The sequence below is a fragment of the Pseudoalteromonas agarivorans genome, from assembly GCF_024518735.1.
In the GTDB taxonomy this organism is placed as follows: Bacteria; Pseudomonadota; Gammaproteobacteria; order Enterobacterales; family Alteromonadaceae; genus Pseudoalteromonas; species Pseudoalteromonas atlantica.
In genome coordinates, this window is sequence record NZ_JANIGJ010000001.1 from 369,338 (window position 1) to 394,230 (window position 24,893).

The window sequence follows — 24,893 nt, forward strand, 5'->3', positions numbered from 1 at the left end:
AAACAAATTATGTGAATATTTTTTTCTGACAAAATTAAAAGCTGTGCAATATTATGTACTGACTTTGCCTTGAATGATAAAAAAGCCCGCGTAAAGGCTAAAAAACAAACAGATGAGCAACAAAGCTTCGTTAATTCATGACCCGTTAGTATTTTTTTGATATGTTTTACCTAATTTTATTTGTCACTGATAGATTATGTGACCTTAGTGAATAGGCAACTATGTTATTTTGGCAGGAAAAACCCGCATTTGGGTTGACTTCAAAAGACGTTAACGTCTTAACCAACGCACAAGAGTACCGTACGCAATTGCTACGTTTAATTAGCAATGCAAAAAAAAGAATCTACATTACGGCACTTTATTTACAAGATGACGAAGCAGGGCGCGAAATACTTGAAGCGCTGCATCGTGTGTCGTTGGCAAACCCCAACCTTGAAATAAAAGTGTTGGTTGATTTTCATCGTGCTCAACGTGGTCTTATTGGTGCGGAAAAGTCAGACGGTAACGCAAGTTTATATTGTGACTATTTAGAAAAATTTAAATCAAACGTACAAGTTTACGGTGTACCGGTTAAAGCCAAAGAGTTGTTTGGTGTGTTACACCTTAAAGGCTTTGTTGTAGATGATACTTTATTATACAGCGGCGCCAGCTTAAATAACGTGTACTTACAATACAACGAACGCTACAGGCTCGACCGTTACTTTTTAGTTGACCAAGCAGCACTGTGCGACTCTGTGGTTGATTTTATTGAGTCTAAGCTAATAGGCTCGCAAGCCGTGCCACGTATTGATACACGCCCGCTTAAGCGCTTAATAGACTTTAAATTTGAACAAAAGCAATTAATGCGCGAGCTAAAGTCGGCCAGTTATGCAAACCCAACTACGCCCAATACCGACCCACTCGGTGTGCGTTTGTTTTTAGGTTTAGGGCGTCGTAATAATAGCCTTAACCGATTAATTAAAAACTTGTTTGATACCACAGAGCAAGAGCTTGTACTTTACACACCGTATTTTAATTTTCCGGCGCCGCTTATGCGCTCACTACGTCGATTATTAAAACAAGGTAAGCAAGTAACCATTGTAGTAGGTGATAAAACCGCAAACGATTTTTATCTGCCGCCAAGTGAGCCATTTAGTAAAATTGGTGCACTCCCGTATTTATACGAAACTATTTTGCATAAATTTGTAAAATCGCAAAAGCGCCATATAGATAACGGCAATTTAAACGTGTATTTATGGAAGCACGAGAGTAACTCGTTTCACTTAAAAGGTATTTGCGCCGACCGACAACGCCACTTATTAAGCGGCCATAACCTTAATCCACGAGCGTGGGGCCTTGATATCGAAAACGGTATTTTAATTGAAGACCCACAGCAAAGTATTATGCAAGCCATAGATAACGAAAAGCAGGAAATTTTAAAACACTGCCGCCGTCTAACTGGGCCAAATGATTTAGAAACAGTAGAAAATTACCCGCAACCGGTTAAAAAGCTACTTGGTCAGGCTAAACGCGTAAAAGTTGATTTTATAATTAAGCGTTTTATATAAATTAATTTATATAGTCAAAATTTAGATACAAAAAAGCAGCTAATTAGCTGCTTTTTTATTGTTCGTAGTTAGGTAACTATTTTGTTCAATAACACCTAACGACTAAACGCAAAATTACGCGTTTTCTACTGCAGTACGAGGGTCAACATATTCCATGTTGAACGCTTCAGCTACTTCTTTGTAAGTTACTTGGCCTTTAATTACGTTTAAGCCTTTTAAGAAGTGCGCGTCATCTAGTAGTGCCTTTTTGTAACCTTTGTTTGCAAGGTTAATAATAAACGGCAATGTTGCATTGTTAAGTGCAAAGGTAGAAGTACGCGGTACTGCACCTGGCATGTTAGCAACACAGTAGTGAACAACTTCATCAACAATGTATGTAGGATCAGCGTGTGTTGTTGCTTTAGAAGTTGCAATACAACCACCTTGGTCAATAGCAACATCAACAATTGCAGAGCCTGGCTTCATTGCTTTAATGTGATCGGCTGTTACTAGTTTAGGTGCTGCAGCACCTGGAATTAGTACGCCACCAATTACTAAGTCAGCTTCTAGTACGTGTTTTTCAAGTGCGTCAGCTGTTGAGTAAATCGCTTTAACTTTGTTACCAAATTGCGCGTCTAGTGCACGAAGTACATCGATGTTGCGGTCAAGTACTACAACGTCTGCGCCCATGCCAACAGCCATTTGCGCTGCGCTACGACCCACCATGCCGCCGCCAATAACAACTACTTTAGCTGCTTCAACGCCTGGTACGCCACCAAGTAACATGCCACGGCCGTGGTTAGATTTTTCAAGCGCTTGTGCACCGGCCTGAATAGACATACGACCTGCTACTTCACTCATTGGTGCAAGAAGCGGTAAACCGCCGCGTGCATCAGTCACTGTTTCGTAAGCAATACAAATCGCTTTGCTTTTAACAAGGTCTTCAGTTTGTGGAAGATCAGGTGCAAGGTGAAGGTAAGTAAATAAAATTTGGTCTTCGCGTAGCATTGCACGCTCAACAGCTTGTGGCTCTTTTACTTTTACAATCATGTCTGCTTTTGCAAAAACATCAGCTGCAGTTGCTAAAATTTCAGCGCCAGCTTGTGTGTAATCTTCGTTAGTAAAACCAATGCCCATACCTGCATCTGTTTCAACAATCACTTGGTGGCCGTGATTTACTAATTCACGAACACTCGCAGGAACCATACCTACACGGTATTCATGGTTTTTAATTTCTTTAGGTACACCAATAATCATAAAATTTGCCTTATTAAGAACGGATTAACATTTTTCACTATTATATTCATCATAAGGCAGTGTGTCTCACCTTTTTTAAAAGGCTAGCCAGTGTTATTATCTAAATAATAAAAATAAACAGAATATTAAACTAGTTGGGTGTATGCATCAGTTATTAGATAGAATTGACCGTAAAATTTTAATGGAATTACAGCACGATGGCCGCCTTTCTAATGTAGAACTGGCCCGACGAGTTGGCCTGAGCGCCACGCCCTGTCTGGAGCGCGTAAAAAAGTTAGAACGTGAAGGTTATATACTTGGCTACAAAGCGGTGGTTGATCCAGCAAAGCTTGGCCAAGGCTTATCTGTGTATGTTGAGGTAACCATTACCAAAACATCGCCCGACGTATTTGATGAGTTTAGTGCGGCGGTTAAACAGCACGAAGAGATAATAGAGTGTCACTTGGTATCGGGTAATTTTGATTTTTTATTAAAAACACGCGTAAACGATATGTCAGAATACCGAGGTGTACTAGGCGACATTCTTTTAAAGCTGCCAAATGTTAGTGAGAGCCGCACCTATGTAGTAATGGAAGAAGTAAAAGGTGAAGACGGCGTAATAATTCGCCCTTACATTGCGTAAATTTAACCGCAAAAGATAAACACACTCTAATTTATAAAAACTTGTTCATAATCAGGCCATACACATTAAGATAAAGTGCATCAAATTGCATTTCCTGCTAAGGTATTTGATTGCAAGCAAGTGCCAATAGAACAATAAAGAGGGATAGGAAGTTATGCGCCTAAACGGTGTGCAAAGACTATTAGAAACAGGGCTGATCATCAGTACCTTTGCGGCAATATTCATTTTATGTGCTTTAATCAGCTTTGATCCCGCTGACCCTGCGTGGTCGCAAACGGGTGAATTTAGAAACGTAAAAAATATTACAGGCACTGCCGGTGCTTGGGTAGCCGATATATTATTACTGTCATTTGGTTGGCTTGCTTATTTAGTGCCGGCCGCTATTCAGCTGTTTGGCTATTTATTATTTAAACAACCTCATCGTATTTTACAGCTCGACTACACCACACTTGCCTTGCGTGTTATTGGCTTTGCTTTATTTATTACCTCAGCAACGGCAATCAGCAGCATTAACTTTGATGATATTTATAACTTTTCATCCGGTGGGGTAGTGGGCGATGTGATTGCATCGGCCATGATGCCGGCATTTAACTTTACCGGTACCTCTATACTATTATTGTGCTTCTTTTTTGCTGGGCTTACTTTATTAACCGGTGTGTCGTGGGTTGAATTTGTAGACTACCTCGGCGATTTAGTGGTTAGAGGCTACCGTTACATTGCTAATTACGCCCAAGGTTGGATGCAACGAGAGCGTATTGCGGCAAATCCGGTGCAAGCCGATGCGCAATTTAATGATGACGTTGACGATTATGAGCAAAGCGATGCCACACTCGAGCAATCATCAGAATTTGAACAAGAGCCTGCTAAAAGTAAAAAACCAGCTAAACAAAAAGCTATTACTAAAGAGCAACCTACCTTTAGCGAGCCGCAAATTAGTGATGACTACAGCCCATTTGATGAGCTAGACAATATACTCGACCAAGAAATTGGCTTTAGCGCCATAGACGATGAGCCAATGGATACAGCGGCTGCACTTAATGCGCTTGATCAAAGCCAAGTTGTTGAGCCTGAAAAACCGGTTACCACGGTGGTATCGCCAGCAAGGCCTATGCCTAAGCCAAAACCTGCATATCAGCCTCCGCCAACAGCAAAAGAAAAGTTTGAAGAGTTACTAGATAAAGAGCCACCGCCAGGGCCATTACCGTCGCTTGATTTACTCGACAGACCGGATAAAGCCAAAAACCCGATATCGGAAGAAGAGCTTGAAAGTGTATCGCGTCTTGTTGAAACAAAATTACTCGACTTTAACGTACAAGCAAAAGTGGTTGGCGTATACCCAGGCCCAGTTGTAACACGTTTTGAGCTTGATTTAGCACCGGGTATAAAAGTGTCTAAAATTACTGGTTTATCAAAAGATTTAGCCCGTTCGTTATCGGCAATTAGTGTACGTGTGGTTGAGGTGATCCCAGGTAAAACTTACATAGGGATAGAGCTGCCTAACAAATACCGCGAAATTGTACGTTTATCTGAGGTAATTAACGCCCCTAAATTTGAGCAAAATCCATCGCCACTAACCATGGTGTTAGGTAAAGATATTGCAGGGCAACCTGTGTGTGCCGATTTAGGTAAAATGCCCCATTTACTGGTAGCGGGTACCACAGGTTCAGGTAAGTCAGTGGGCGTTAATGTAATGATATTAAGCTTACTGTACAAATCGGGCCCTGATGATGTCCGTATGATCATGATTGACCCGAAAATGCTTGAGCTTTCGGTTTACGAAGGTATTCCGCACCTATTGTGTGAAGTTGTTACCGACATGAAAGAAGCCGCTAACGCGCTGCGTTGGTGTGTAGGCGAAATGGAACGCCGTTATAAATTAATGTCGGCGTTGGGTGTACGTAACTTAAAAGGTTACAATCAAAAAGTACTTGAGGCCAAAGAAGCGGGTTACCCAATTCTTGACCCATTATTTAAAGACACCGACGGTATGAAAGAAGGCCCAGACGAATTAGATAAATTACCGAGCATAGTGGTAGTAATAGACGAATTTGCCGACATGATGATGATTGTAGGTAAAAAAGTTGAAGAACTTATTGCCCGTATTGCGCAAAAAGCGCGTGCCGCAGGTATACATTTAGTACTCGCAACACAGCGCCCATCGGTAGATGTAATTACCGGCTTAATTAAAGCCAATATACCTACGCGTATGGCGTTTCAGGTGTCGAGTAAAATAGACTCGCGTACCATATTGGATCAACAAGGCGCAGAAAACTTACTCGGTATGGGTGATATGCTTTACTTACCGCCAGGCACAAGCGTACCAGAGCGTGTGCATGGCGCATTTGTAGACGACCATGAAGTACATGCGGTAGTAAACGATTGGAAAGCACGCGGTAAACCTAATTACATTGATGAAATTTTAAATGGTGATGCAACAGAAGATGTTTTATTACCAGGTGAAACCAGTGAAAACGCAGATGAAGAGTCAGACCCTTTATACGACGAAGCCGTTGCGTTTGTAATCGAAACCGGCAAAGTATCGGTATCGTCAGTACAACGTAAATTACGTGTTGGCTATAACCGCGCAGCACGACTAGTAGAACAAATGGAAACATCGGGTATCGTGAGTTCACCAGGCCATAACGGCGCTCGCGATGTATTAGTACCTAATGGAGCAAATTAATGAAAAAGTTAAACAGTTTATTATTAGTGCTTGGCAGTTTAATTGCCACGCCTAGCTTTGCTGATGACAGCCAAGCACTGCAAGACAAACTCGCAACCCTTAAAAGTTTTAAAGCGCAGTTTTCTCAAAACGTAACCGATCCGCAAGGACAAGCGGTTATGCAAGGCGAGGGCACAATTGCCCTTAAACAACCTATGATGATCCGCTGGCAGCAAACAAACCCAGACGATACCTTATTTGTATCAAATGGTGACAAAACCTATTATTTCGATAGCTTTGCTGAGCAAGTAACTATTATGGATACCCATAGCCTTATAGATTCAACACCGTTTGTACTGCTTACTTCAAAAGATCCCGCACAATGGGAAAAATACAGCGTTCAAGCCACAGACTCTGGCTTTAGTGTAACGCCAAATAAAGGCGTAGAAAGCCAAGTAGAGCAACTTGATATTACCTTTGCAGGTAACGAGCAAGGCCTTGCTAAGTTAGTCGTGACGGATAATTCTGGTCAGCTTTCATCGTTTAGTTTTAACAATGCACAAGTAAATACCGCGCTTGATACAAGCACCTTTGAATTTACCCCACCAGAGGGTGTAGAAATAGACGATCAGAGTAACGGTGAATAATTTAGGCTTTAATTTTGGGCCCGATGTACGCCCACTTGCGGCACGTATGCGCCCAACAACGCTTGACGAATACATCGGTCAGCAGCATTTATTAAGTGATGATAAACCCTTGCACCAAGCCATTGTTGCAGGGCGTTGCCACAGCTTAATTTTGTGGGGGCCGCCTGGGGTAGGTAAAACCACCCTTGCGCAAATTATTGCAAACCACGCCGATGCCGAACTTATACAAATGTCGGCTGTGACCGCAGGCGTAAAAGATATTCGCGACAGCGTAACGCAAGCGCACGATAACCTACAAAGCCGCGGGCAACGCACCTTAATGTTTGTGGATGAAGTACACCGTTTTAATAAATCGCAGCAAGATGCATTTTTACCTCACATAGAAGACGGCACTTTTATATTTGTAGGTGCGACAACCGAAAACCCCTCATTTGCACTTAACAACGCTATTTTGTCGCGTGCACGCGTGTATGTTTTAAAGTCGCTAGCCGATACCGACCTATACACAGTGATAGAGCGCGCACTTAAGCAAGATGAGCAACTAAACCAAAAAAATATTGTTATTGCCGATAACGCCAAACAGGCGCTTTGCCAAGCAAGCGGCGGCGATGCCCGTAAAGTGTTAAACCTGCTTGAGCAAGCGGTTGATTTAACGAGTGAGCAAAACGGCATATACAACGTAGATGAGCACGTATTAAGCCAAGTACTACCAATCCATTTAGCTAAATACGATAAAGGCGGCGATGAATTTTACGATTTAATATCGGCTTTTCATAAATCAGTACGAGGCAGCTCACCCGATGGCGCGCTGTATTGGTATTGCCGTATTTTAGCCGGCGGCGGCGACCCACTTTATGTAGCAAGGCGTTTACTTGCCATTGCCACAGAAGACATAGGTAACGCCGACCCACGGGCAATGGAAGTGGCGTTAAACGCATGGGATATATTTCAGCGTGTAGGCCCAAGCGAGGGCGAACGCGCCATTGCTCAAGCCACTTTATATTTAGCCAGCGCACCTAAAAGTAATGCCGTTTATATGGCATTTAACCAAGCAAAGGCTGATGCCAAAAACGAGCCAAGCTACCCAGTGCCAGAGCATTTACGAAACGCGCCCACAAACCTAATGAAAGATTTAGGCTATGGCGCCGAGTATCGCTACGCACATAACGAAGAGGGCGCCTTTGCCGCCGGTGAAAAATATTTACCGCCAGAAATTCAAGACAAACACTATTATTTACCGAGCGATCGCGGCCTTGAGCAAAAAATTAAGCAAAAGCTTGATTACTTAAAAGAACGCGACGCGCAAAGCCCACTTAAACGATACGAAAATGATTAAACTTTATATGATGATCGCCCTTGGCGGTGCCTCAGGAGCCTGTTTACGATTTTTTATTAGCGAAACCATGCTAAAACTCCTTGGTAGGGGATTCCCTTTTGGTACGTTGACGGTTAATATTCTGGGTTCATTGTTAATGGGCATTTTGTACGGTTTGATAGAGAAAGAAATTATCGCCACAAGCCCCGCTAAAACCCTTATTGGTATTGGCTTTTTAGGTGCGTTAACCACCTTTTCAACATTCTCAATGGACTCGTTGTTGTTATTACAACAAGGTCACTTTATTAAAATGGCCCTCAATATCATCTTAAATGTGATGATCTGTATTTTTATGGCTTGGCTGGGCCTTCAGCTGGTAATGCAAAAAGGTTAAAAAACTAACATGTTAGATTCTAAATATTTACGACAAGACGTTGAGCAAACTGCAGCACGCTTAGCGGCTCGTGGCTACGAGCTTGATGTTGCAAAAGTGACAGAACTTGAAGAACAACGCAAAACATTACAAGTAAAAACGCAAGAGCTTCAAAGTCAACGTAACGCCAGTGCTAAAGCTATTGGCCAAGCAAAAGCAAAAGGCGAAGACGCACAACCACTGCTAGACGCAGTGGCAAATTTAGGCAGCGAATTAGACGCAACTAAAAAAGCGCAAGACGAAGTACTCAACGCCATTAACGAAATTGCATTAGCAATTCCAAACTTGCCAGACGAATCAGTACCAGAAGGCGCTGATGAAGACGACAACGTTGAAATACTTACCTGGGGCACGCCTAAAAAGTACGACTTTGAAGTAAAAGATCACGTAGACGTAGGGCAAGACCTAAACGGCCTAGACTTTGAAATGGGCGTTAAAATTAGTGGCGCACGTTTTACAGTAATGCGCGGCCAAGTAGCGCGTATGCACCGTGCACTTACGCAATACATGCTAGATACCCACACAGATAAAAACGGCTATACAGAAATGTATGTACCGTACTTAGTAAATAGCGCAAGCCTTTACGGTACAAGCCAATTACCTAAGTTTGCAGGCGATTTATTCCATACATTAGGCCTAGTAAACGACGACGGTGAACAACAAGCTGGCTTTAGCTTAATCCCAACAGCAGAAGTACCGCTTACTAATAGCGCACGCGATGAGATTTACGAAGAAAGCGATTTACCGATTCGCTTAACTGCGCACACGCCGTGCTTTAGAAGTGAAGCGGGCAGCTACGGTCGTGATACACGCGGCTTAATTCGCCAGCATCAGTTTGATAAAGTTGAACTAGTTCAACTAGTAAAACCAGAAGATTCAATGCAAGCGCTTGAAGAGCTAACAGGCCACGCAGAGCAAATTTTACAAGCGCTAGAACTACCATACCGTAAAGTAATTTTATGTATGGGCGACATGGGCTTTGGCGCAGCTAAAACATACGACTTAGAAGTATGGTTACCGGCGCAAGATACCTACCGCGAAATTTCGTCTTGTTCAAATATGGTCGATTTCCAAGCGCGCCGTATGCAAGCACGTTTTCGCCGTGAAGGTGCTAAAAAGCCAGAGTTACTACATACACTAAATGGCTCAGGTTTAGCCGTTGGCCGTACACTCGTAGCCATACTAGAAAACTACCAACAAGCCGATGGTTCAGTAGTAGTACCAGAAGTATTACGCCCATACATGGGTGGACTTGAAGTGATTGGGAAAGTTTAAAGTACTAGCTGTCATTTTTTAGCTGTAAGCTTTAGAAAGAAAGCCGCTGTTTTAACGAACAGCGGTTTTTTTGTTTTAGGAAAAGGTTCGAGGTTAAAGGTAAAAGCTGAGATATTAATTCGCAGTGAAATTCATTGTGTAAGAATCGGCTTCATACATATCGGCGCTATTTTTGTATAAGGCGTACTTTAACGCGTGACACACAATTAAAAACTTTTGCTGGTTTTATAATCTCGAAAATGGGCTTACAACACCATTGGCTCCTTGTTGTAAAACATGAGTATATATTTGGGTTGTTCGCACATCACTATGGCCTAATTGTGCCTGAACCGTGCGAATATCAGCGCCACTTTGCAATAGGTGCGTTGCAAATGAATGGCGTAAGGTATGTGGTGTAACGTATTTCCTAATTTTTGCATCGTTAGCAGCCTGTTTAACAGCGCGTTGTAATTGCTTTTCATCAATATGATGACGCCTCAGCTGCTTACTCTCAGGATCAATGCTTAATTTATGTGATGAAAATAAATATTCCCACCCTAATTGTTTGTTATGGTTTGGATATTTTTTACGTAACAAATGCGGCATGTAAGCGCCGCTATATAAGGGGTTTTTCAGATCTAATTGCAGGTAACTATCAACTAATTGTATTTGAGAACATAATTGCGGCATGAGCTCTACTGCAAGCGTTACAACACGATTTTTACCTCCTTTGCCATCCCAAATTCGAATGCAGTTATAGTCAAAGTCAATATCGTGTACTCGTAAACGCAGTACCTCCATTAATCGCATACCACTGCCATAAAGTAGTCCACAGGGTAAATAATGCTTCGCAGAGCACACTTTAAAAAAATTATTTATTTCCTGCTGCGTTAAAACTACCGGTAGTTTAGTTGCTCGTTTGCTCTTAATAAAACCTAATGATAATGAGAGTGGCTTTTTAATCACTTCTTTAAATAAAAAGCTCAACGCATTTAAGGCTTGTGTTTGAGTATTAGGAGCAACATTTTGTTGGTTGACTAAATGATTTAAAAAAAGTTCGACCTCATTATCTCCCATCGTTGTTGGGTGCCTCATAGAGTTAAAACGAATAAACGAAGCTATCCAGTATAAATACGCTTTAATGGTACTTTTAGCATAACGCTTTAGATACATTTGTTCGGCTATCATAGTTAAAAAAGGTGATTTCATGATATGAATCTCTAGTAAAATTTAACTGTATATATAGACAGTGCATATTGTTTTGTCCAATATTACTGATCTCCACCATTTTGGTGTATTTTCGCACTGATTAAAAATAATTTTCAGTTAACTAATTGTTTACAGGTGTTTATTTGATGGTTAAGATAAATGCATTGTAATATATGGACATTTATCGGTTTATAAAACGACAAATGTCGTAGACAAAATTGTTAACTCTCATCAAGGAATATAGGCTCAATGGAAGAATCTACTAATCTAGTTAACAACTGGCTGGAAGCTAAAATAATAATTCCGGCTGTCATTGCGCTTATATGTTCTGGTTTACTCCCATTCTTGCATCATAAATATAAGGTTAAGCGTGAAAGAGATGAAAAGCACTTCGAAACGAGAAAAACTGAATATCAAAACTACTTTAAAATTCTTGATAATGCCGCAAAACTAGCGGGGCAAGATTATGTTGTGTTTATGAATAAAACTCTTCCCGACGCAACGCGAAGACTCTACGAAGAGAAATCATCTACAGAAGCCATATTAAATTATCAAAAAGTTTTAAATGATTTCACAATCGGCATACAGGAAGGGTTTCAAAAAGCCACGAGCGAGTTAACCGGCCTGAGGATAGTATGCTCTCGAAACTTAATGGAAAAGTTAGAGCAATTTGAGTCGCTATATCAAGAACTGCTTACAATGCAGCCAGAAATGCTTCGTCAATTGAACGAACAGCTTACTCCTGAATCATTTTTGACTGGCAGCTACAATTTCGAAACAGAAATTCAGCAAAAGATGGTAAGGAAAGGAGAAGACCTTAAAAAATTGAGGAACCAGATAATAGACACAATGCGAAGTGAGTTGGGCTATGAGAGTTAACAAACGCATTAACACTCGCTTCGCTCGCTAGGGACAAAAAACGTAGGCTCCCTGCGCTTCGCTTAGTATTGTAGCCTACGTATTTTTGCCCGTTATGCGGGTGTTATATGCCAGTGAAAAATTTTAAGTTTCAGCTGTTTTTAATTAGTTTGCTAGCTTTGGCCTCTTGCGCAAAGGAAACACGCGTAGAAGAACGATTAGTGTTTTGGAAAAGTGAACTATATAAAATTATTCCTACTGGTACTCCGCAAGAAGAAGCTTTAAATAAACTAAAAGAAATAGATTCAGAAGCATTCATAAATTTGTTATCGGGAAATATTTCTTCTAAATTAGAAAACATAGAAGGCAATGGTATCCCCTGCAAAGATTGGGTTTTAGTGGCTACAACAGAAATCCAAGACAATGCTGTCATCAAACATTCAATCTCTAGTACGGGGCGTTGTTTATAGAATGGCATATAACAAAAAAATTAAGTCACTCACTGCGTTCGCTGGGACGCATACACGCGGGGCGGCTTCGCCATTATGCCCCACATGCCTGCGCCCCTTATTTAAAAGTTATTTACCCTAGGAACGTTATGAGATTTATTATTTTAGTACTTGCTTTATTTCCGTTATTTACAAATGCACAAAATGTTAAAACTGAGCATTTTTTAATTCAGCTGCCAGATGAATTAAAGGTTCAAAATGATAACTTAAGACGAATTCTTGCTTTCGGGCCAAATCAGATGCCATTTGTAAGCATTGAATATGGCACGGGTATAGCAGAGCAGTTTGAAAGGATATCTGAAGAGATAAATCAAAAACTAGTAGAATTTGACTCTGAATTAGTTCAAGGTGAATGTGGCGTCGGCTGTATCAGCATGACTGGAGCTGCCGTAGCAAATACTGATGAAGACGACATTTATCTATATTATTATTTAGCAAAATCCAAGACGATTAACTTTGTAATATCGGTCGCGTCAACGACTCAGATAGAGGGTGGAGAACTAGATGTTATTAATATCGCTAAACAGATGTTGTCGGGTAAATAACAATACCATGAACCGGATTTGTGCAAGAGCGGCACAAACCGGTTATGGAAAGTGTTATAAGCACTCAGGAGTATGTTTTGGCATTCAACCTAGAAGAAAAATTTATACTTGCAGCTGAGACAGAGTTGAAAGCAAAGCTTCCCGAAAATTACAAAACTGCGATGCAAAAAAATAATGGCGGTGAAATCGAAGTAGCTGGTGACATTTGGGAACAATATCCAATTTTTGATACATCGGATAGAAAACGCATTGCTCGCACTTGCAATCACATTATATCTGAAACTAGATCTAGCGAAGGTTTCGGGAATTTTCCAGTGAATGCGCTCGCAATAGCTGGCAATGGGTGTGGCGATCAATTAATTCTACTTAAACAAAATGGTAATTACAGTGACTCGGTTTATATTTGGTCACATGAAACTGGTGAAGTTGTTAAGGTAAGTAGCTGCATTAGTGAGTTAACGTGCTTATAACAAACCAATCAACCGGACAAATACTCGCTGGCTATCCCTTCGGGATTATAGCCACCAAGCATTTGCCGTTTATTAGGGGCGTTAGCTGCCAAAACCAACCAAGGAGGGATTTATGCAGACCGCTCTAATTATCGGACTTCCAGTACTAATAATTTTGCTGCTCGTTACAATGTTAAAGTTCAAACCAATATTCAGTTATATGGCTATAGTTGGACTAGGGGTGTTGTCATCGTTTGCAGTGGAATTTTTCTTCTGCTCCGTCATAAAAACACAGTGCGAACCAGATCCTTTAAACGCAGTAGGTCTAATATTTCATTCGTTATATGTAATTGTGATTTGTGCGATTATTTACACTATTTTGCCTCGTAAATTAAAGAAACGACACGGAGAGCATGTCAGCTAACAAACCACTCAAGGCACTCGCGCTGCTCGCTGGGACGCTAACACATGGGCTGCGTCACTTCGTTCCTAATTTTAGCCCATGTATTATCGCCCCTTAGTGGGGTGTTATGTGACAGGTGAAAAATTAAACGTTTATGGCCTTAAGTGAATTCGAAATAAAGAAGATAGAAAAAGCTGCCAACGCGTTTTTAAATAAGCGTAGGCCACCAGTGCATATTAGAAATGAGTTAGATATTGGTTGGCGGCTGGAGAAACAATCAGTTTATATATATGAAACGCGTCCTGTTTGGGACAGCCCAAATGAATATCATGACCTGGACATGGCTAAAGCAACTTTTATCCGCGCTCAAGGTAAATGGAAAATTTTCTGGATGCGACAAGATCTAAAATGGCATGGCTATGAGCCGAATATGTATGTAAAAACTATTGAGCAAGTCTTTGCCATTATAGATCATGATGAATATGCTTGCTTTTTTGGGTAAGTCACATAACAAAAAAATTAAGTCACTCACTCCGTTCGCTGGGACGCATACATGCGGGGCGGCTTCGCCATTATACCCCACATGCCTGCGCCCCTTATTTAAAAGTTAGGGCTACAGGTACATGGACACTATTCAGATTTATACAAAAGCTTCTACGGCAGATACTGAAAGTAGACCTCAAATAGCTTGGAAGGATTACGACCTGAGCATCGAATTCAATGATTACACGAATAACCTTGTCATATTTAAGTTTTTTGATGTTCCTTTTTTCAAATTTTTAAGCAGTGAAGAACCATCGGTGTCTAGCTTAAAACGCTGGGGTCGGTAAAACGCTGGGGTCAAATCTTGACTTCAGACATCAAGTCGCAATTTGCTCAAAACACCTTTATTTAAGCTATTATATTTCTCTAAAAGCGAAGCGCCTCTTGCCCTCTTTGTAAATTAATAGGCTCCAAGAAAATTAGTTTTCGTATTTTTAGCTTTAAAAATCTCTGCCATGTTTTAACTACAAAAGGATATAAGTGAAAGCTAGTTACTTACCATTTATACGGTTGTGTTAGAAGGTAACTGTAGTAGAGTGTGTTTCAATTAACCTAAATAAGGAACATTATGGAATTAGCTAAAACCACAAGCTTGAAATTTGAAGTGACAGAAACAGGGCATCAAATTATTCAGGCTAAAATAAACGGGCATACAGTACGTTTAATTTTAGATACGGCGGCGGGTGCATCTGTTTTAGATAGAGCATGTATTAACAAGCTTGGAATACAAGAAGAACTAAGCGAGGAAAATGCCGCAGGTTTAGGTACAGCCAAACACGAAATGGGCTTAATAGACGTTTTAAAATTTGAATTTGCAGGCCAATTGTATGAAAGTACAGAGTTTGTATCACTCAACCTAGACCATGTTCAGGCCGCTGGTGGTGGCGATACAATACATGGGTTATTAGGCTCTCCATTTTTTAGAAAATACCAAGCTATATTAGATTTTGGTACTAATACACTGACAATTAGTGAACCATTGTCTGATTGTGAGTGATTAAAGCGGCCCCCTTAAGCCGCTATTATAGCGAAGCGCCTCTAATCCTCTTTGTGAGCTAATTTGCTTTAAACAACATCAGCTCAGCATCTTTCCCATCGGTTAATATTGCTACATTACCTTCAGTGGTTACATACAGATCTCTTAATCTTCCTGTTGCTTCTGGAAGTATGTGTGACTGCGTGAACTTTCGATTAGCTAAATTAACGCTGTAGAGCTTTTTATCTACAAGCGTGGTAATGAGCACATGTTTTTGAAGTGAAGGGAAAGCTGTATGTTTAGTGCCGTAATACGCCATGCCTGACGGGGCGATTGATGGCGTCCAATCTACGCTTGGCTTTTGCATACCGGGGTAGTCTCTAAATGGAGAAATACGTGCTTGTGAGTAATCGTCACCGTAGGTGATCACCGGCCAGCCGTAGTTGGTCGCTGGCGTTAAGTAATTTAGCTCATCGCCACCTGCGGGGCCGTGCTCGTGGCTAACAATTTGCTCGGAATCGTAATCATATATTAAGCCCTGTGGGTTTCGGTGACCGAGCGAGTAAACAGCGTGTGCATTGGGGTTTTTGTGATTAATAAATGGGTTATCTTTTGGAATAGTGCCATCTAGGTTTATGCGTAATAGTTTGCCAAGTTGGCTGGTTATTACTTGTGCTTGCTCTCTAAAATCAAAGCCATCACCAGTTGAAAACAGTAGAGTGTTGTCGGGTAAAAAGAGGGCGCGGCCAGCGTAGTGTTGTGGGGTATTCTTATCAGTCGCTACTGTGTAAATAATAACAGGCGTTGAAAAGCCGGTGCCATTAAAGGTAGCTTTTGCAATTACCAGGCGATTAGCCTCAGCTGTGCCTTGTGCGTAGGTAAATATAATTTCTTTGCTGGTGTTAAAATTAGGCGAGAGCACTATATCGAGTAAGCCGCCTTGGCCTGCAACGTATAAACCTTCAAGGTTTAAATTTACTCTAGTTTGCTGATTGTTTTTTACAATAACAACGTGGCCGTCGCGCTCTGTAATTAGCCATGACCCGTTTGGCAGTTTAACCATGCTCCACGGCGAATTTAATTGTGCTGCGAGTGTGTGAGTGCTGTATTGCTCTTTAGGTAATTCAGCAGCAGTGGCTGTAGATGCAAATAGTCCTACAAACAGCCATAGCGCGAATTGAGAGAGTCGTTGTTTACATTGCAAGCCTTTGCTACTGTAAGAAAAAAGCTTTATTTTAAGTTGAGATAACCATGCCATTTTTAACACGTTTACTCCCTATATTTTTAGTTTCTTGGTTATTTACCTTTACGCTTGCTAGCTTGTTTCATAGCCAATACGTTGTCAATCAATTAGTTGATGTGGGCGTTGTGGTCAGCTTAAGCGACCGTATTAATTTAACGCTAGATGATTGGTTAGGGCTATTACCTACCTATGGCGCCATTATTGCCATTGCTTTGGCTATCGCTTTTTTTGCTGTTGTGTTACTTGTTAAAAAGTTTGAAAAATACAGCATGGTGTTATTTGTAGGATCGGGTATCACTGCTTTTGCCTTGGTGCTAGTGGCCATTGAGTCGATTATGAATATTCATATTATAGCGGGCGCACGTGGATGGGGATTTTATTTGCAATTACTAGCAGGTGCTTTTGGTGGCTTGTTGTTTGCCTTGTTAACCAAGGCGTTAGCCCCTAAATAGTAGGTTAAATAAAAAAATCAGTGGCTAATGCTAAGCGTTAACCACCTCGTTAAAGTACGATGTATAACGTTAATTAAAGCGCTACATAATAAGCGCCTTAATAGCCTCTAAGCCTTTTCTGAGTGTGGCTTCATCGTTGGCGTAGTTAATGCGTACGCACTGGTGTTTGTGCTCCCAGCTATCTTCAATGCCAATAAAAAAGTTATGCCCAGGAATTATATATACATCTTGCTCTTTGAGTTTTTGATAAAGCATTTCGCTGGTTATTTTTGAGTCTTTAAACCATAGCCACATAAAAAACGCGCCTTCGAGTTTATGTAAATAGACAGGCAAGTCTTCAAAAATTTCATCAAACAGGTTTATGGCTATCTCTGCTTTATTTTTATAAAAAGGTAATACAGTATTTTTACACAAAGGCAGTAATTCGCCTTCGTTAATTAAGCGGGTTACTAAGCTTGGGCCAATAGCGTTAGGCGATAACACCATAGAGCCGTTAACACGGCCAATGGCTTTAATTATTTCGTTATTGGCAACCACAATACCAGTGCGCAGGCCTGGCAAGCCCAGTTTTGAAAGCGACATACACAATATAATGTTTGAGTTCCACGTAAGGTTTGCATCGGTGTAAATACAGCCCGGGAAGGGGTCGCCGTAGGCGTTATCAATAATTAGGGGAATATTGTACTTGTGTGCAAGGGCGTCTAGATGGCGTACTTCCGCATCGGTAATGACATTACCAGTTGGGTTGGTAGGGCGCGATACGCACAGTGCACTAATACTGGTATCGTTGGCTAATACGTTTTCAACCGCGTCAAAATCAATGACATATTTAAATTGCTTAGAGCCACTGGGTGTATTTAAAATTTCGACGTCGGGCTTTATTGCCACAAACATATTATCAGATAAACCTTGGTCGGCGTAACCTACGTATTCAGGCGCAAGCGGAAACAAAATACGCTTATTAGTGCCATCGCTCATTTTGCCCGCAAGCATATTAAACAACACAAAAAAGTTAGCTTGGCTGCCGTTACCCAATGCTATGTTTTGTGGTGTTAAACCCCAGTCAAACTCGCTATTGAGCTGTTTAGCAAGAGCCGCTCTAAATTCGTCATTGCCAGTTGGCCCGTCGTACAAACCAAATACTTGCGATACTTTATTACTGGCTACTAGCTTTTGTAATTCATCTAAAAATACAGCATTAACCTGTGGTACGTGTGCAGGGTTACCGCCACCTAGCATAACAATATTTGGATTATTGCTTGCGTTAGCGCTGCCTAAATCTTCCATAAGCTGCGTTATTCCGTTGGGTTGTGTAAATTTAGTACCAAAATTTGAGTAGTTCATAATACCTATGTGTGCGCTAATAACGAGGAGGGCAGTATAGCCTAAATAAAGGGCTTTATTTGCATGTTGAGAATAATTCACGGTTTAGAACTTTAAACCCTTTAGGGTATAATTAATGCACTTTTATTCGCTAGGCTATTGTTATCAGTAATTTTGAATCGACTTTACATCACACTACGCTTGAGGCTGAACCTGCCGCTGATTTAAACGAGCCTGTAGTAAAAAACACGCGATTTAAAATAGCCACGTTTAATTTATTTAACTACCTTGAGCCGCCTAATGCGTATTACGATTTTGAAAAAATTTATACCGCAGAGCAATGGGCACGCAAACAGCGCTGGATTGTAGATTATTTAAATGAGTACGCGCCTGATGTAATAGGTTTTCAAGAAGTATTTAGTATTGAATCGCTAAAAGCGTTAATGGCGCAGCAAGGCTATACATATTTTGCTGTGGTTGATACGCCAGAGGTGATTGATGATTTTATTTTTAAGCGCCCGGTCGTGGCTATAGCGTCTAAATTTGAGATTGTTGATGTTGCTGCGGTTAAGCACAATACCGAGGTTGTTGAAATGCTTGGCCTTAATAGTAATTTTACGTTTAGCCGTAAGGTGTTAAGAGCCACCATTAGATTACCCCATGTAGGTAATACCGACTGTTATGTAGTGCATTTTAAGTCAAAACGATCCATGATTGAGAGTGATGAAAGTACTACTAGCTCAGCCAAAACCGAGCCATCCTCAAGCGAAAAAAACATAATAGACACTCTTAAAGCAAATGTGGCCGGCTCGTGGGGCTCAACCATTCAGCGCGGCAGTGAAGCCACTTTACTAATGATAGAAATGATTACCCGACGCGAAGCTACACAACAGCCTATGGTGTTAATGGGCGATTTTAATAACGACCTAGCCGATGGCGTGTTGAGCCATTTACTAACGAATACATTGCGATTTGCCCCAGCGTTTGATGTTAAAACATACCTTGCTAAATATTGTTTAAATGACGCGTGGCAGCTATTTAAAACACTAAAAATGAGCCAATTTACGGCGCACAACACCCAGCAAAACGCTGGGAATGCAGATGTTCAACAAAGTAATAGCCCCTCTGCGCCGTTATTAAATCGCAGCCCTACCCATTACTATGGAACAAGTAGTACGGTACTTGATTATATTTTACTCTCGTGTGAATTTGACCCAAGTTACGATGATAGCTTTTATGAAGTGAGTGATTATCATACATACGACAGGCATTTAATAAACCCAGAATACGAACGAGACGATTTAACAACCGATCACGCAGTGGTATCAATTACGCTAACGTTAAGGAGTTAATACGTGGGTAACATTTATAAATAGCTTTGCAGCTTTTACATTATTAATGAACCTATAAATTATAAGTTACTAATTATAATAAACTTATTTTAGGCTTAAAACTTGCTGTAAGTACTAAGTTAAAACAATTTTAAGGACATAAAAATGACTGAAGTTGCGCTTTCTGCCTATATGGCGTTTTACGTTTACTTAATAATGTTAGTGGTACAGTGGTCGGTAGCTACCTTTAGCAAAGCTAAACAGCCTAATGCTGTACCGGGTAAAATTAGCGATGATTTATCGCACGACAGTTTTATATTTAGAGCTCATCGTACTTTTCATAACACACTAGAAAACAGCGCGCTGTTTATTGGTACTGTGCTGTTTGCATTTGTTATAAATTACCAAAGCCCTATATTTGCTATGTGTGTTTGGGTGTATGTAATAGCGCGATTAATTCATATGGCGCTGTATTACGTTATAGCCACAGAGAAAAACCCAAGCCCACGCACGTATTTCTTTTTAATCAGTTTTATAGCCAATATTGTTATGCTAATTTTAATTGGCTTAAGATTAATGGCTTAATATCACGTGATTAAAGGCTATTTAGCCATTAGTATAAAAAAGCGAAAGGGCTGTAATCAGCCCTTTCGCTTTTTAGTTTTTAGCTGAGATTAGGGCGTGTTGACCTTTGGCGTTTGAATTTGCAGCAGTATGTTTGGTTTTTAGGCAAGGCAGAGCCTATGAAGTGTGGTTATTCCCCATAAATAGGCGATAACGCAGCATAAATGCCAAACATACGCTGCCCTTTGGGTTCTGCCTAGGGGCGATAAACTCTTTGTTGCTCGGTTTTTACTTAGCCCACTAGGTTACAAACCTCGCGCCGCGATTTGATCGCCCCTAGATTGAACAAATTTCAATTCGCAAAGATCAACACGCCCTAATCTACACCAATAAACCCACCGGTTTGATGCGCCCAAAGGCCAGCATAAATACCATTTTGCGCAATGAGCGCTTCGTGGCTGCCTTGCTCTACAACGCGTCCTTCATCAAGTACAATAAGTCTGTCCATTTGCGCAATGGTCGATAGCCTGTGAGCAATGGCAATCACAGTTTTACCTGTCATTAAATCATCTAGGCTTGCTTGTATTGCGGCTTCTACTTCTGAGTCGAGCGCGCTGGTGGCTTCATCGAGTATTAAAATAGGTGCATTTTTAAGTAATACCCGCGCTATAGCAATACGCTGGCGTTGCCCACCGGAGAGGGTTACACCGCGCTCGCCTACTTGAGCATCAAACCCTTTATTACCTTTGCTATCTTCTAAATCGCTTATAAACTCGAGTGCTTTAGCTTGCTTGGCAGCGCTGAGCATTTCGGCTTCTGAAGCATCGGGTCGGCCGTATAAAATATTATCTTTTACAGAGCGGTGAAGCAGGGAGGTGTCTTGCGTAACCATGGCTATATAGCGGCGAAGGCTTTCTTGGCTTACATCGGTAATGTTTTGGCCATCAATTTTAATTGTCCCAGAATCGGTATCGTAAAAGCGCAGCAGTAAATTAACTAATGTTGATTTACCAGCGCCAGAGCGACCCACTAAGCCAATTTTTTCACCGGGTTTGATATGTAGGTTTAGGCCGTTCATTACCGGGCCGCGATTAGTTTCGTTAGCGGCTTTGCCGTAGTTAAAGTGAACATTTGAAAACGCGATATCGCCCTTAGAAACGGCAAGCGTTTTTGCATCGGGTTTGTCATCTACTTTAATTGGCGTAGATAAGGTTTTCATGCCATCGGTTGCGGTACCAATGTTTTCAAACAAGCTGCTTATTTCCCACATGATCCACTGCGCCATGCCATTTAATCTAAGCGATAAACTAACAGCAACAGCAATGGCGCCTGCGCTAATTGCACTTAACGACCATAAATAAAGGGATAGTGCGGCCACACTAAATACTAATAAGTAATTTAGGCTATTAATGGCAAAGTTAAGGCTGGTTACTAAACGCATTTGCTTATAAACAGGCTGTAAAAATACATCCATACTTTGTTTAGCGTATTGTTCTTCACGTTGTGTGTACGAAAAAAGCTTAATGGTCGATATATTTGTATAGCTGTCGACTATACGGCCGGTCATTTCAGAGCGCGCATCGGCCTGCGAGCTGGCAATTTTTTTAAGTTTTGGCACAAAGTACATTTGAATAGCGGCATAAATAATTACCCACACTAAAAGCGGTAGCATTAAACGCCAGTCAGCTTCAGCAACTAAAAACACCATAGCGCCAAAATAAACCACAATATACATTAGTACATCGAGCAGTTTCATTACGGCTTCTCGTACGGCCAGTGATGTTTGCATTACTTTTGTGGCAATACGCCCTGCAAACTCGTTTTGATAAAAGCTAACACTTTGGCGTAATAAGTATCTATGCGCCGACCAACGAATCGACATAGGGTAATTACCCAGTAATGCTTGGTGCAAAATAGCCGAGTGAAAAAACACCACTATAGGCAATATCACTAAAAGCACTACCGCCATTTTTATAAGTTCGGCTTTTTGCTCTTCAAACAGGGTTTGCGGTGTGTAGGTGCCCAACCAATCGACCAGTTGGCCCATATAGCTAAATAACGATACTTCTAAAATGGCAAGCAGGGCAGCACTAACAGACATTAAAACTAACGACAGCTCCATACCTTTAGTGTAATGACGACAAAACGCAAATAAGGTAGAGGGCGGCTGCGTTGGCTTTTGCTCAGGAAATGCGTTGGTCATTTTTTCGAATAATCGATACATTTTATAAACTTAAATGACAAATAATAGAAAATGATCATACCATTTAAGTGGCGCGCTGTAGATCTTTAGGGACTAATTTACGCTGCTACTTTTATCGAATAGGGTTTGTGAGGTTTACGCCTTTAATCATGTAAATGTCGTCATAGCGTAAACCGCCATTTCCGTAGGGTTTTTTATGTGGGCCCGTATTACAGTTAGCTAAAAAATAGCTAAGTGGGCGTTCGCGTTTCATTCTAAAGGTGGCATTTTTATACACTAAGGTTTGGTTTTTAAATTCGCCGCCTTGTACATATACATTGTATTGCTGGCCTTGCATTTTTACCGATGCATTATTAACAACGTACCAAATGTTGTACCAACTGTTTGTATCAAGTGGTTTAGCCGATTGCGCTTGTGCATAGTTTTGGATATTACTATAGCCTTTATCAGTTTTGACCATTAGCGCCCCGGTATTGACTAACCCATTTGATTCGGTTTTATCGGTAACTCGTAGAGTGGCTTCAAAGGCGTCGTAGCCATGAACGTTTATTTGCTCTGGCTCTAAGTTACTTAATCCAAAAGCATGGTTATTTGGAAAAGAGGCGACGTTAATACGGGTAAAAAAAGTGTAGGTTTCGCCAACGGGCACTGTTTTTGGAAGCTTTGTATAGCTGAGGGCTTTGCGGTTGCCGACAATACCATTTTCGGCAGGCTTTTTAATTAAAAAGTGGTTAATCCCTTTGGCTGTGTCCTCAACTTCTATTTTAGTTACTTGTGGGTTAGCGACATAAGGTTGAGTTTGGTTGTCTGTGTCGGCCTTTGTCCAGTCTTTTAGCTGTTGTTCAAAGTTATCTACTAATAGCCATTTTGCAGAGGGGGCATTTTGATTGTTTTGGCTACAGGCTAATAATCCTGAGCAGGCCACTAACAGTAAGCTGTATTTAACGCGCATAATCCCTCTTTTACTAATGTAAGTATAGGTATATAAATTGGTAAACCAATATGTGACTTTTAATTTTCCAAACTTAAAATCCATATAACCAATTTGGTTTAAATTAGTCAACCAATATTGTGTTTTATCTATTCTACTGACGTTTTTATTTTAACGCTTAAAATACCTAACTACACGCAATTAAAAATAATAAAAGGGATTATATGTATACTGGAACGTGCCTATGTAAAGCGGTAAGTGTTGAAATTAAAGGGGCTATTTCTCAAATTATTCATTGTCACTGCTCACTATGCAGAAAAAACAGCGGGACTGCTTTTGCTACTAATGGTTTTGTAAACACTCACGAATTTACACTTACCAAAGGTGAAGATAATTTAACTGAATTTAATTTCAAACCTGGGCGTGCGCGCTTTTTTTGTAAAACATGTGGCTCACCTATTTACAGTGCTAATGCAGAGGATAAATCTCGCTTGCGAATACGTCTAGGGCTGATAGATGACGATATTACTGAACAGGTAATGTCGCATAATTTTGTTACCTCTAAAGCCAATTGGGAGCAATTAGAAACCCATTTGCCGTGCTATGAAAAACACGAACCAGGGCGCTAAATTACTCTATGTGATAAATGCTGTTTATGTCGTTGTGAAGGGTGGGCGCCCACGTTTTAAATAATGGCGAATGGGCTATTTCTTCTTTATTAATGTGCACTAAGCTTTGCTGAGAAAGTATCACGACAATATTTTTGTATTCGTTAAACTCTATAAGGGCAATACAGCTAAAGTGTTGCCTAAACAGGACGAGTAAAGCTTGGAGCTCTTTTCCTGTTTTAGGGTTTAAATTTATAATAATTTGCGCATTTAGCCCGCTGCAGCGACGTATGTTTTGCCAAAATACGCTGTTAGATAAAAAGTCTTGATGTACATCGCCACTAAAAATATCAATTGTAATGACATTGTATGTGCGCGTGCACGTTGCAACAAACAGCTCTGCATTTTGTAAGTGCACCGTATGATTAGCGGGCAAGTTAAAATGCTGCTTAGCAACGCTTATCATCGCGGGGTTTATTTCTACACTGTCAAACACAGCTAAGTTATTTATATAAGCCGTTTTGTTATGTAAATAATGAATGGCTCGTTCAATGCCCGCAGTACCTAAACCTAAATTTAAAACACTTAGAGGCTCAGCTGCTTTAAGTAAAAATAACAGCATACATTGGTTAACCGCAATCAGTAATCGTTCATTCTCATTAAGGCTCATCACCCCTTGAATAGTGATATCGCTTTGCGCATTTTGGGCAAGTGTTAACCAGCGATAGGCCGTATTCTGATAAACACAAATAGGCCCATATTGGTTGTTACTAGTGGCAATTAAATTAGCAGAGACAGTGTCGGCTTTAAGCTGGCGCATAGGTTACAAATACAAATAAAACACCCCATTAGTTTGCCACGAAAACACGCTATGTATATAGCGTATTTATGTAACAAGGTTTGTAATACGCTTGGTTACTTAAAAGAGGGGAGTACTTATGTGTGGTTAATTTTTACAGTTGAGCTTACTTGTATAAAGCTTTAACTCAAAATAGTTGCACTAAATAGGTTGTTGAGTAATGGTAAGGTA

Annotated in this window: 24 protein-coding genes; 17 read left to right on the top strand and 7 right to left on the bottom strand. The window is 40.7% G+C overall.

What is annotated here, in order from left to right; all coding sequences use genetic code 11:
* Nucleotides 1–221 precede the first annotated feature (221 nt).
* Complete coding sequence (gene pssA, locus NQT65_RS01605) at nt 222–1,547, top strand: CDP-diacylglycerol--serine O-phosphatidyltransferase (RefSeq protein ID WP_004586749.1); 1,326 nt, start codon at nt 222–224, stop codon at nt 1,545–1,547.
* 114 nt (nt 1,548–1,661) lie between these two features.
* Here pssA and ald read toward each other — a convergent pair whose 3' ends face one another.
* Nucleotides 1,662–2,783 carry an alanine dehydrogenase gene (gene ald, locus NQT65_RS01610; protein ID WP_004586748.1) on the bottom strand — a complete coding sequence of 374 codons (1,122 nt, stop codon included), beginning with the start codon at nt 2,781–2,783 and terminating at the stop codon, nt 1,662–1,664.
* Between the two features lie 142 nt (nt 2,784–2,925).
* Between ald and lrp the strand changes: the two genes are divergently transcribed.
* The 6 genes from lrp (at nt 2,926) to serS (ending at nt 9,737) form a co-directional block, all read left to right on the top strand.
* The gene (lrp, locus tag NQT65_RS01615) at nt 2,926–3,405 is read left to right on the top strand and encodes a leucine-responsive transcriptional regulator Lrp (RefSeq protein WP_004586747.1); all 480 of its coding nucleotides are present in this window, start codon (nt 2,926–2,928) and stop codon (nt 3,403–3,405) included.
* Between the two features lie 154 nt (nt 3,406–3,559).
* A complete protein-coding gene (locus tag NQT65_RS01620) occupies nt 3,560–6,088 on the top strand; it encodes a DNA translocase FtsK (protein ID WP_256850335.1) in 2,529 nt (842 codons plus the stop codon).
* Nucleotides 6,088–6,714, top strand: a complete 627-nt coding sequence (lolA, locus tag NQT65_RS01625) for an outer membrane lipoprotein periplasmic chaperone LolA (protein ID WP_004586745.1) — start codon at nt 6,088–6,090, stop codon at nt 6,712–6,714. Before NQT65_RS01620 ends, lolA begins: the two co-directional genes overlap by 1 nt.
* Nucleotides 6,707–8,050 (top strand): replication-associated recombination protein A, encoded by a 1,344-nt coding sequence (locus NQT65_RS01630; RefSeq protein ID WP_256850336.1) that lies wholly within the window; start codon nt 6,707–6,709, stop codon nt 8,048–8,050. The genes lolA and NQT65_RS01630 overlap by 8 nt, the downstream gene beginning before the upstream one ends.
* Entirely contained in the window at nt 8,043–8,423 is a 381-nt protein-coding gene (gene crcB / locus NQT65_RS01635) for a fluoride efflux transporter CrcB (protein ID WP_004586743.1), read from the top strand. The genes NQT65_RS01630 and crcB overlap by 8 nt, the downstream gene beginning before the upstream one ends.
* Before the next feature lie 9 nt (nt 8,424–8,432).
* Entirely contained in the window at nt 8,433–9,737 is a 1,305-nt protein-coding gene (gene serS / locus NQT65_RS01640) for a serine--tRNA ligase (protein ID WP_024033494.1), read from the top strand.
* A gap of 225 nt (nt 9,738–9,962) precedes the next feature.
* Here serS and NQT65_RS01645 read toward each other — a convergent pair whose 3' ends face one another.
* Nucleotides 9,963–10,925, bottom strand: a complete 963-nt coding sequence (locus tag NQT65_RS01645) for an integron integrase (protein WP_256850337.1) — start codon at nt 10,923–10,925, stop codon at nt 9,963–9,965.
* A 249-nt stretch (nt 10,926–11,174) separates the two neighbouring features.
* On the opposite strand from NQT65_RS01645, the gene NQT65_RS01650 reads away from it, so the two are divergent.
* From NQT65_RS01650 to NQT65_RS01675, 6 genes are all read left to right on the top strand, one after another.
* A complete protein-coding gene (locus tag NQT65_RS01650; RefSeq protein ID WP_256850338.1) occupies nt 11,175–11,804 on the top strand; it encodes a hypothetical protein in 630 nt (209 codons plus the stop codon).
* A 107-nt stretch (nt 11,805–11,911) separates the two neighbouring features.
* Nucleotides 11,912–12,253, top strand: coding sequence for a hypothetical protein (locus tag NQT65_RS01655; RefSeq protein ID WP_256850339.1), 342 nt, complete (start codon nt 11,912–11,914; stop codon nt 12,251–12,253).
* 128 nt (nt 12,254–12,381) lie between these two features.
* Nucleotides 12,382–12,837 (top strand): hypothetical protein, encoded by a 456-nt coding sequence (locus NQT65_RS01660; RefSeq protein ID WP_256850340.1) that lies wholly within the window; start codon nt 12,382–12,384, stop codon nt 12,835–12,837.
* Nucleotides 12,838–12,881: 44 nt separating this feature from the next.
* Nucleotides 12,882–13,307 carry an SMI1/KNR4 family protein gene (locus tag NQT65_RS01665; protein ID WP_256850341.1) on the top strand — a complete coding sequence of 142 codons (426 nt, stop codon included), beginning with the start codon at nt 12,882–12,884 and terminating at the stop codon, nt 13,305–13,307.
* A 536-nt stretch (nt 13,308–13,843) separates the two neighbouring features.
* Complete coding sequence (locus tag NQT65_RS01670) at nt 13,844–14,191, top strand: DUF3024 domain-containing protein (protein ID WP_256850342.1); 348 nt, start codon at nt 13,844–13,846, stop codon at nt 14,189–14,191.
* A 609-nt stretch (nt 14,192–14,800) separates the two neighbouring features.
* The gene (locus tag NQT65_RS01675; protein ID WP_256850343.1) at nt 14,801–15,229 is read left to right on the top strand and encodes a retropepsin-like aspartic protease; all 429 of its coding nucleotides are present in this window, start codon (nt 14,801–14,803) and stop codon (nt 15,227–15,229) included.
* A gap of 58 nt (nt 15,230–15,287) precedes the next feature.
* Here the strand turns inward: NQT65_RS01675 and NQT65_RS01680 are convergent, their stop codons facing one another.
* Nucleotides 15,288–16,475, bottom strand: a complete 1,188-nt coding sequence (locus NQT65_RS01680; RefSeq protein WP_256850344.1) for a PQQ-dependent sugar dehydrogenase — start codon at nt 16,473–16,475, stop codon at nt 15,288–15,290.
* Between NQT65_RS01680 and NQT65_RS01685 the strand changes: the two genes are divergently transcribed.
* Nucleotides 16,460–16,903 (top strand): hypothetical protein, encoded by a 444-nt coding sequence (locus NQT65_RS01685; RefSeq protein ID WP_256850345.1) that lies wholly within the window; start codon nt 16,460–16,462, stop codon nt 16,901–16,903. The two genes, NQT65_RS01680 and NQT65_RS01685, sit on opposite strands and share 16 nt — an antisense overlap.
* A gap of 81 nt (nt 16,904–16,984) precedes the next feature.
* Here NQT65_RS01685 and NQT65_RS01690 read toward each other — a convergent pair whose 3' ends face one another.
* Complete coding sequence (locus NQT65_RS01690; protein ID WP_256850586.1) at nt 16,985–18,247, bottom strand: valine--pyruvate transaminase; 1,263 nt, start codon at nt 18,245–18,247, stop codon at nt 16,985–16,987.
* 239 nt (nt 18,248–18,486) lie between these two features.
* Here NQT65_RS01690 and NQT65_RS01695 point away from each other — a divergent pair, with 239 nt between their 5' ends.
* Both NQT65_RS01695 and NQT65_RS01700 read left to right on the top strand, forming a co-directional pair.
* Nucleotides 18,487–19,578 (top strand): endonuclease/exonuclease/phosphatase family protein, encoded by a 1,092-nt coding sequence (locus NQT65_RS01695; protein WP_256850587.1) that lies wholly within the window; start codon nt 18,487–18,489, stop codon nt 19,576–19,578.
* 144 nt (nt 19,579–19,722) lie between these two features.
* Nucleotides 19,723–20,142: an MAPEG family protein gene (locus NQT65_RS01700; RefSeq protein ID WP_029772660.1), complete on the top strand. Its 420-nt coding sequence runs from the start codon at nt 19,723–19,725 to the stop codon at nt 20,140–20,142.
* A gap of 355 nt (nt 20,143–20,497) precedes the next feature.
* On the opposite strand, the gene NQT65_RS01705 is transcribed toward NQT65_RS01700, so the two are convergent.
* Nucleotides 20,498–22,345, bottom strand: coding sequence for an ABC transporter ATP-binding protein (locus tag NQT65_RS01705; RefSeq protein ID WP_256850346.1), 1,848 nt, complete (start codon nt 22,343–22,345; stop codon nt 20,498–20,500).
* Between the two features lie 91 nt (nt 22,346–22,436).
* A complete protein-coding gene (locus NQT65_RS01710; protein WP_256850347.1) occupies nt 22,437–23,276 on the bottom strand; it encodes a hypothetical protein in 840 nt (279 codons plus the stop codon).
* 203 nt (nt 23,277–23,479) lie between these two features.
* On the opposite strand from NQT65_RS01710, the gene NQT65_RS01715 reads away from it, so the two are divergent.
* Nucleotides 23,480–23,884, top strand: coding sequence for a GFA family protein (locus tag NQT65_RS01715; RefSeq protein WP_256850348.1), 405 nt, complete (start codon nt 23,480–23,482; stop codon nt 23,882–23,884).
* A gap of 1 nt (nt 23,885) precedes the next feature.
* On the opposite strand, the gene NQT65_RS01720 is transcribed toward NQT65_RS01715, so the two are convergent.
* Nucleotides 23,886–24,683 (bottom strand): spermidine synthase, encoded by a 798-nt coding sequence (locus NQT65_RS01720; RefSeq protein ID WP_256850349.1) that lies wholly within the window; start codon nt 24,681–24,683, stop codon nt 23,886–23,888.
* Between the last annotated feature and the right edge of the window lie 210 nt (nt 24,684–24,893).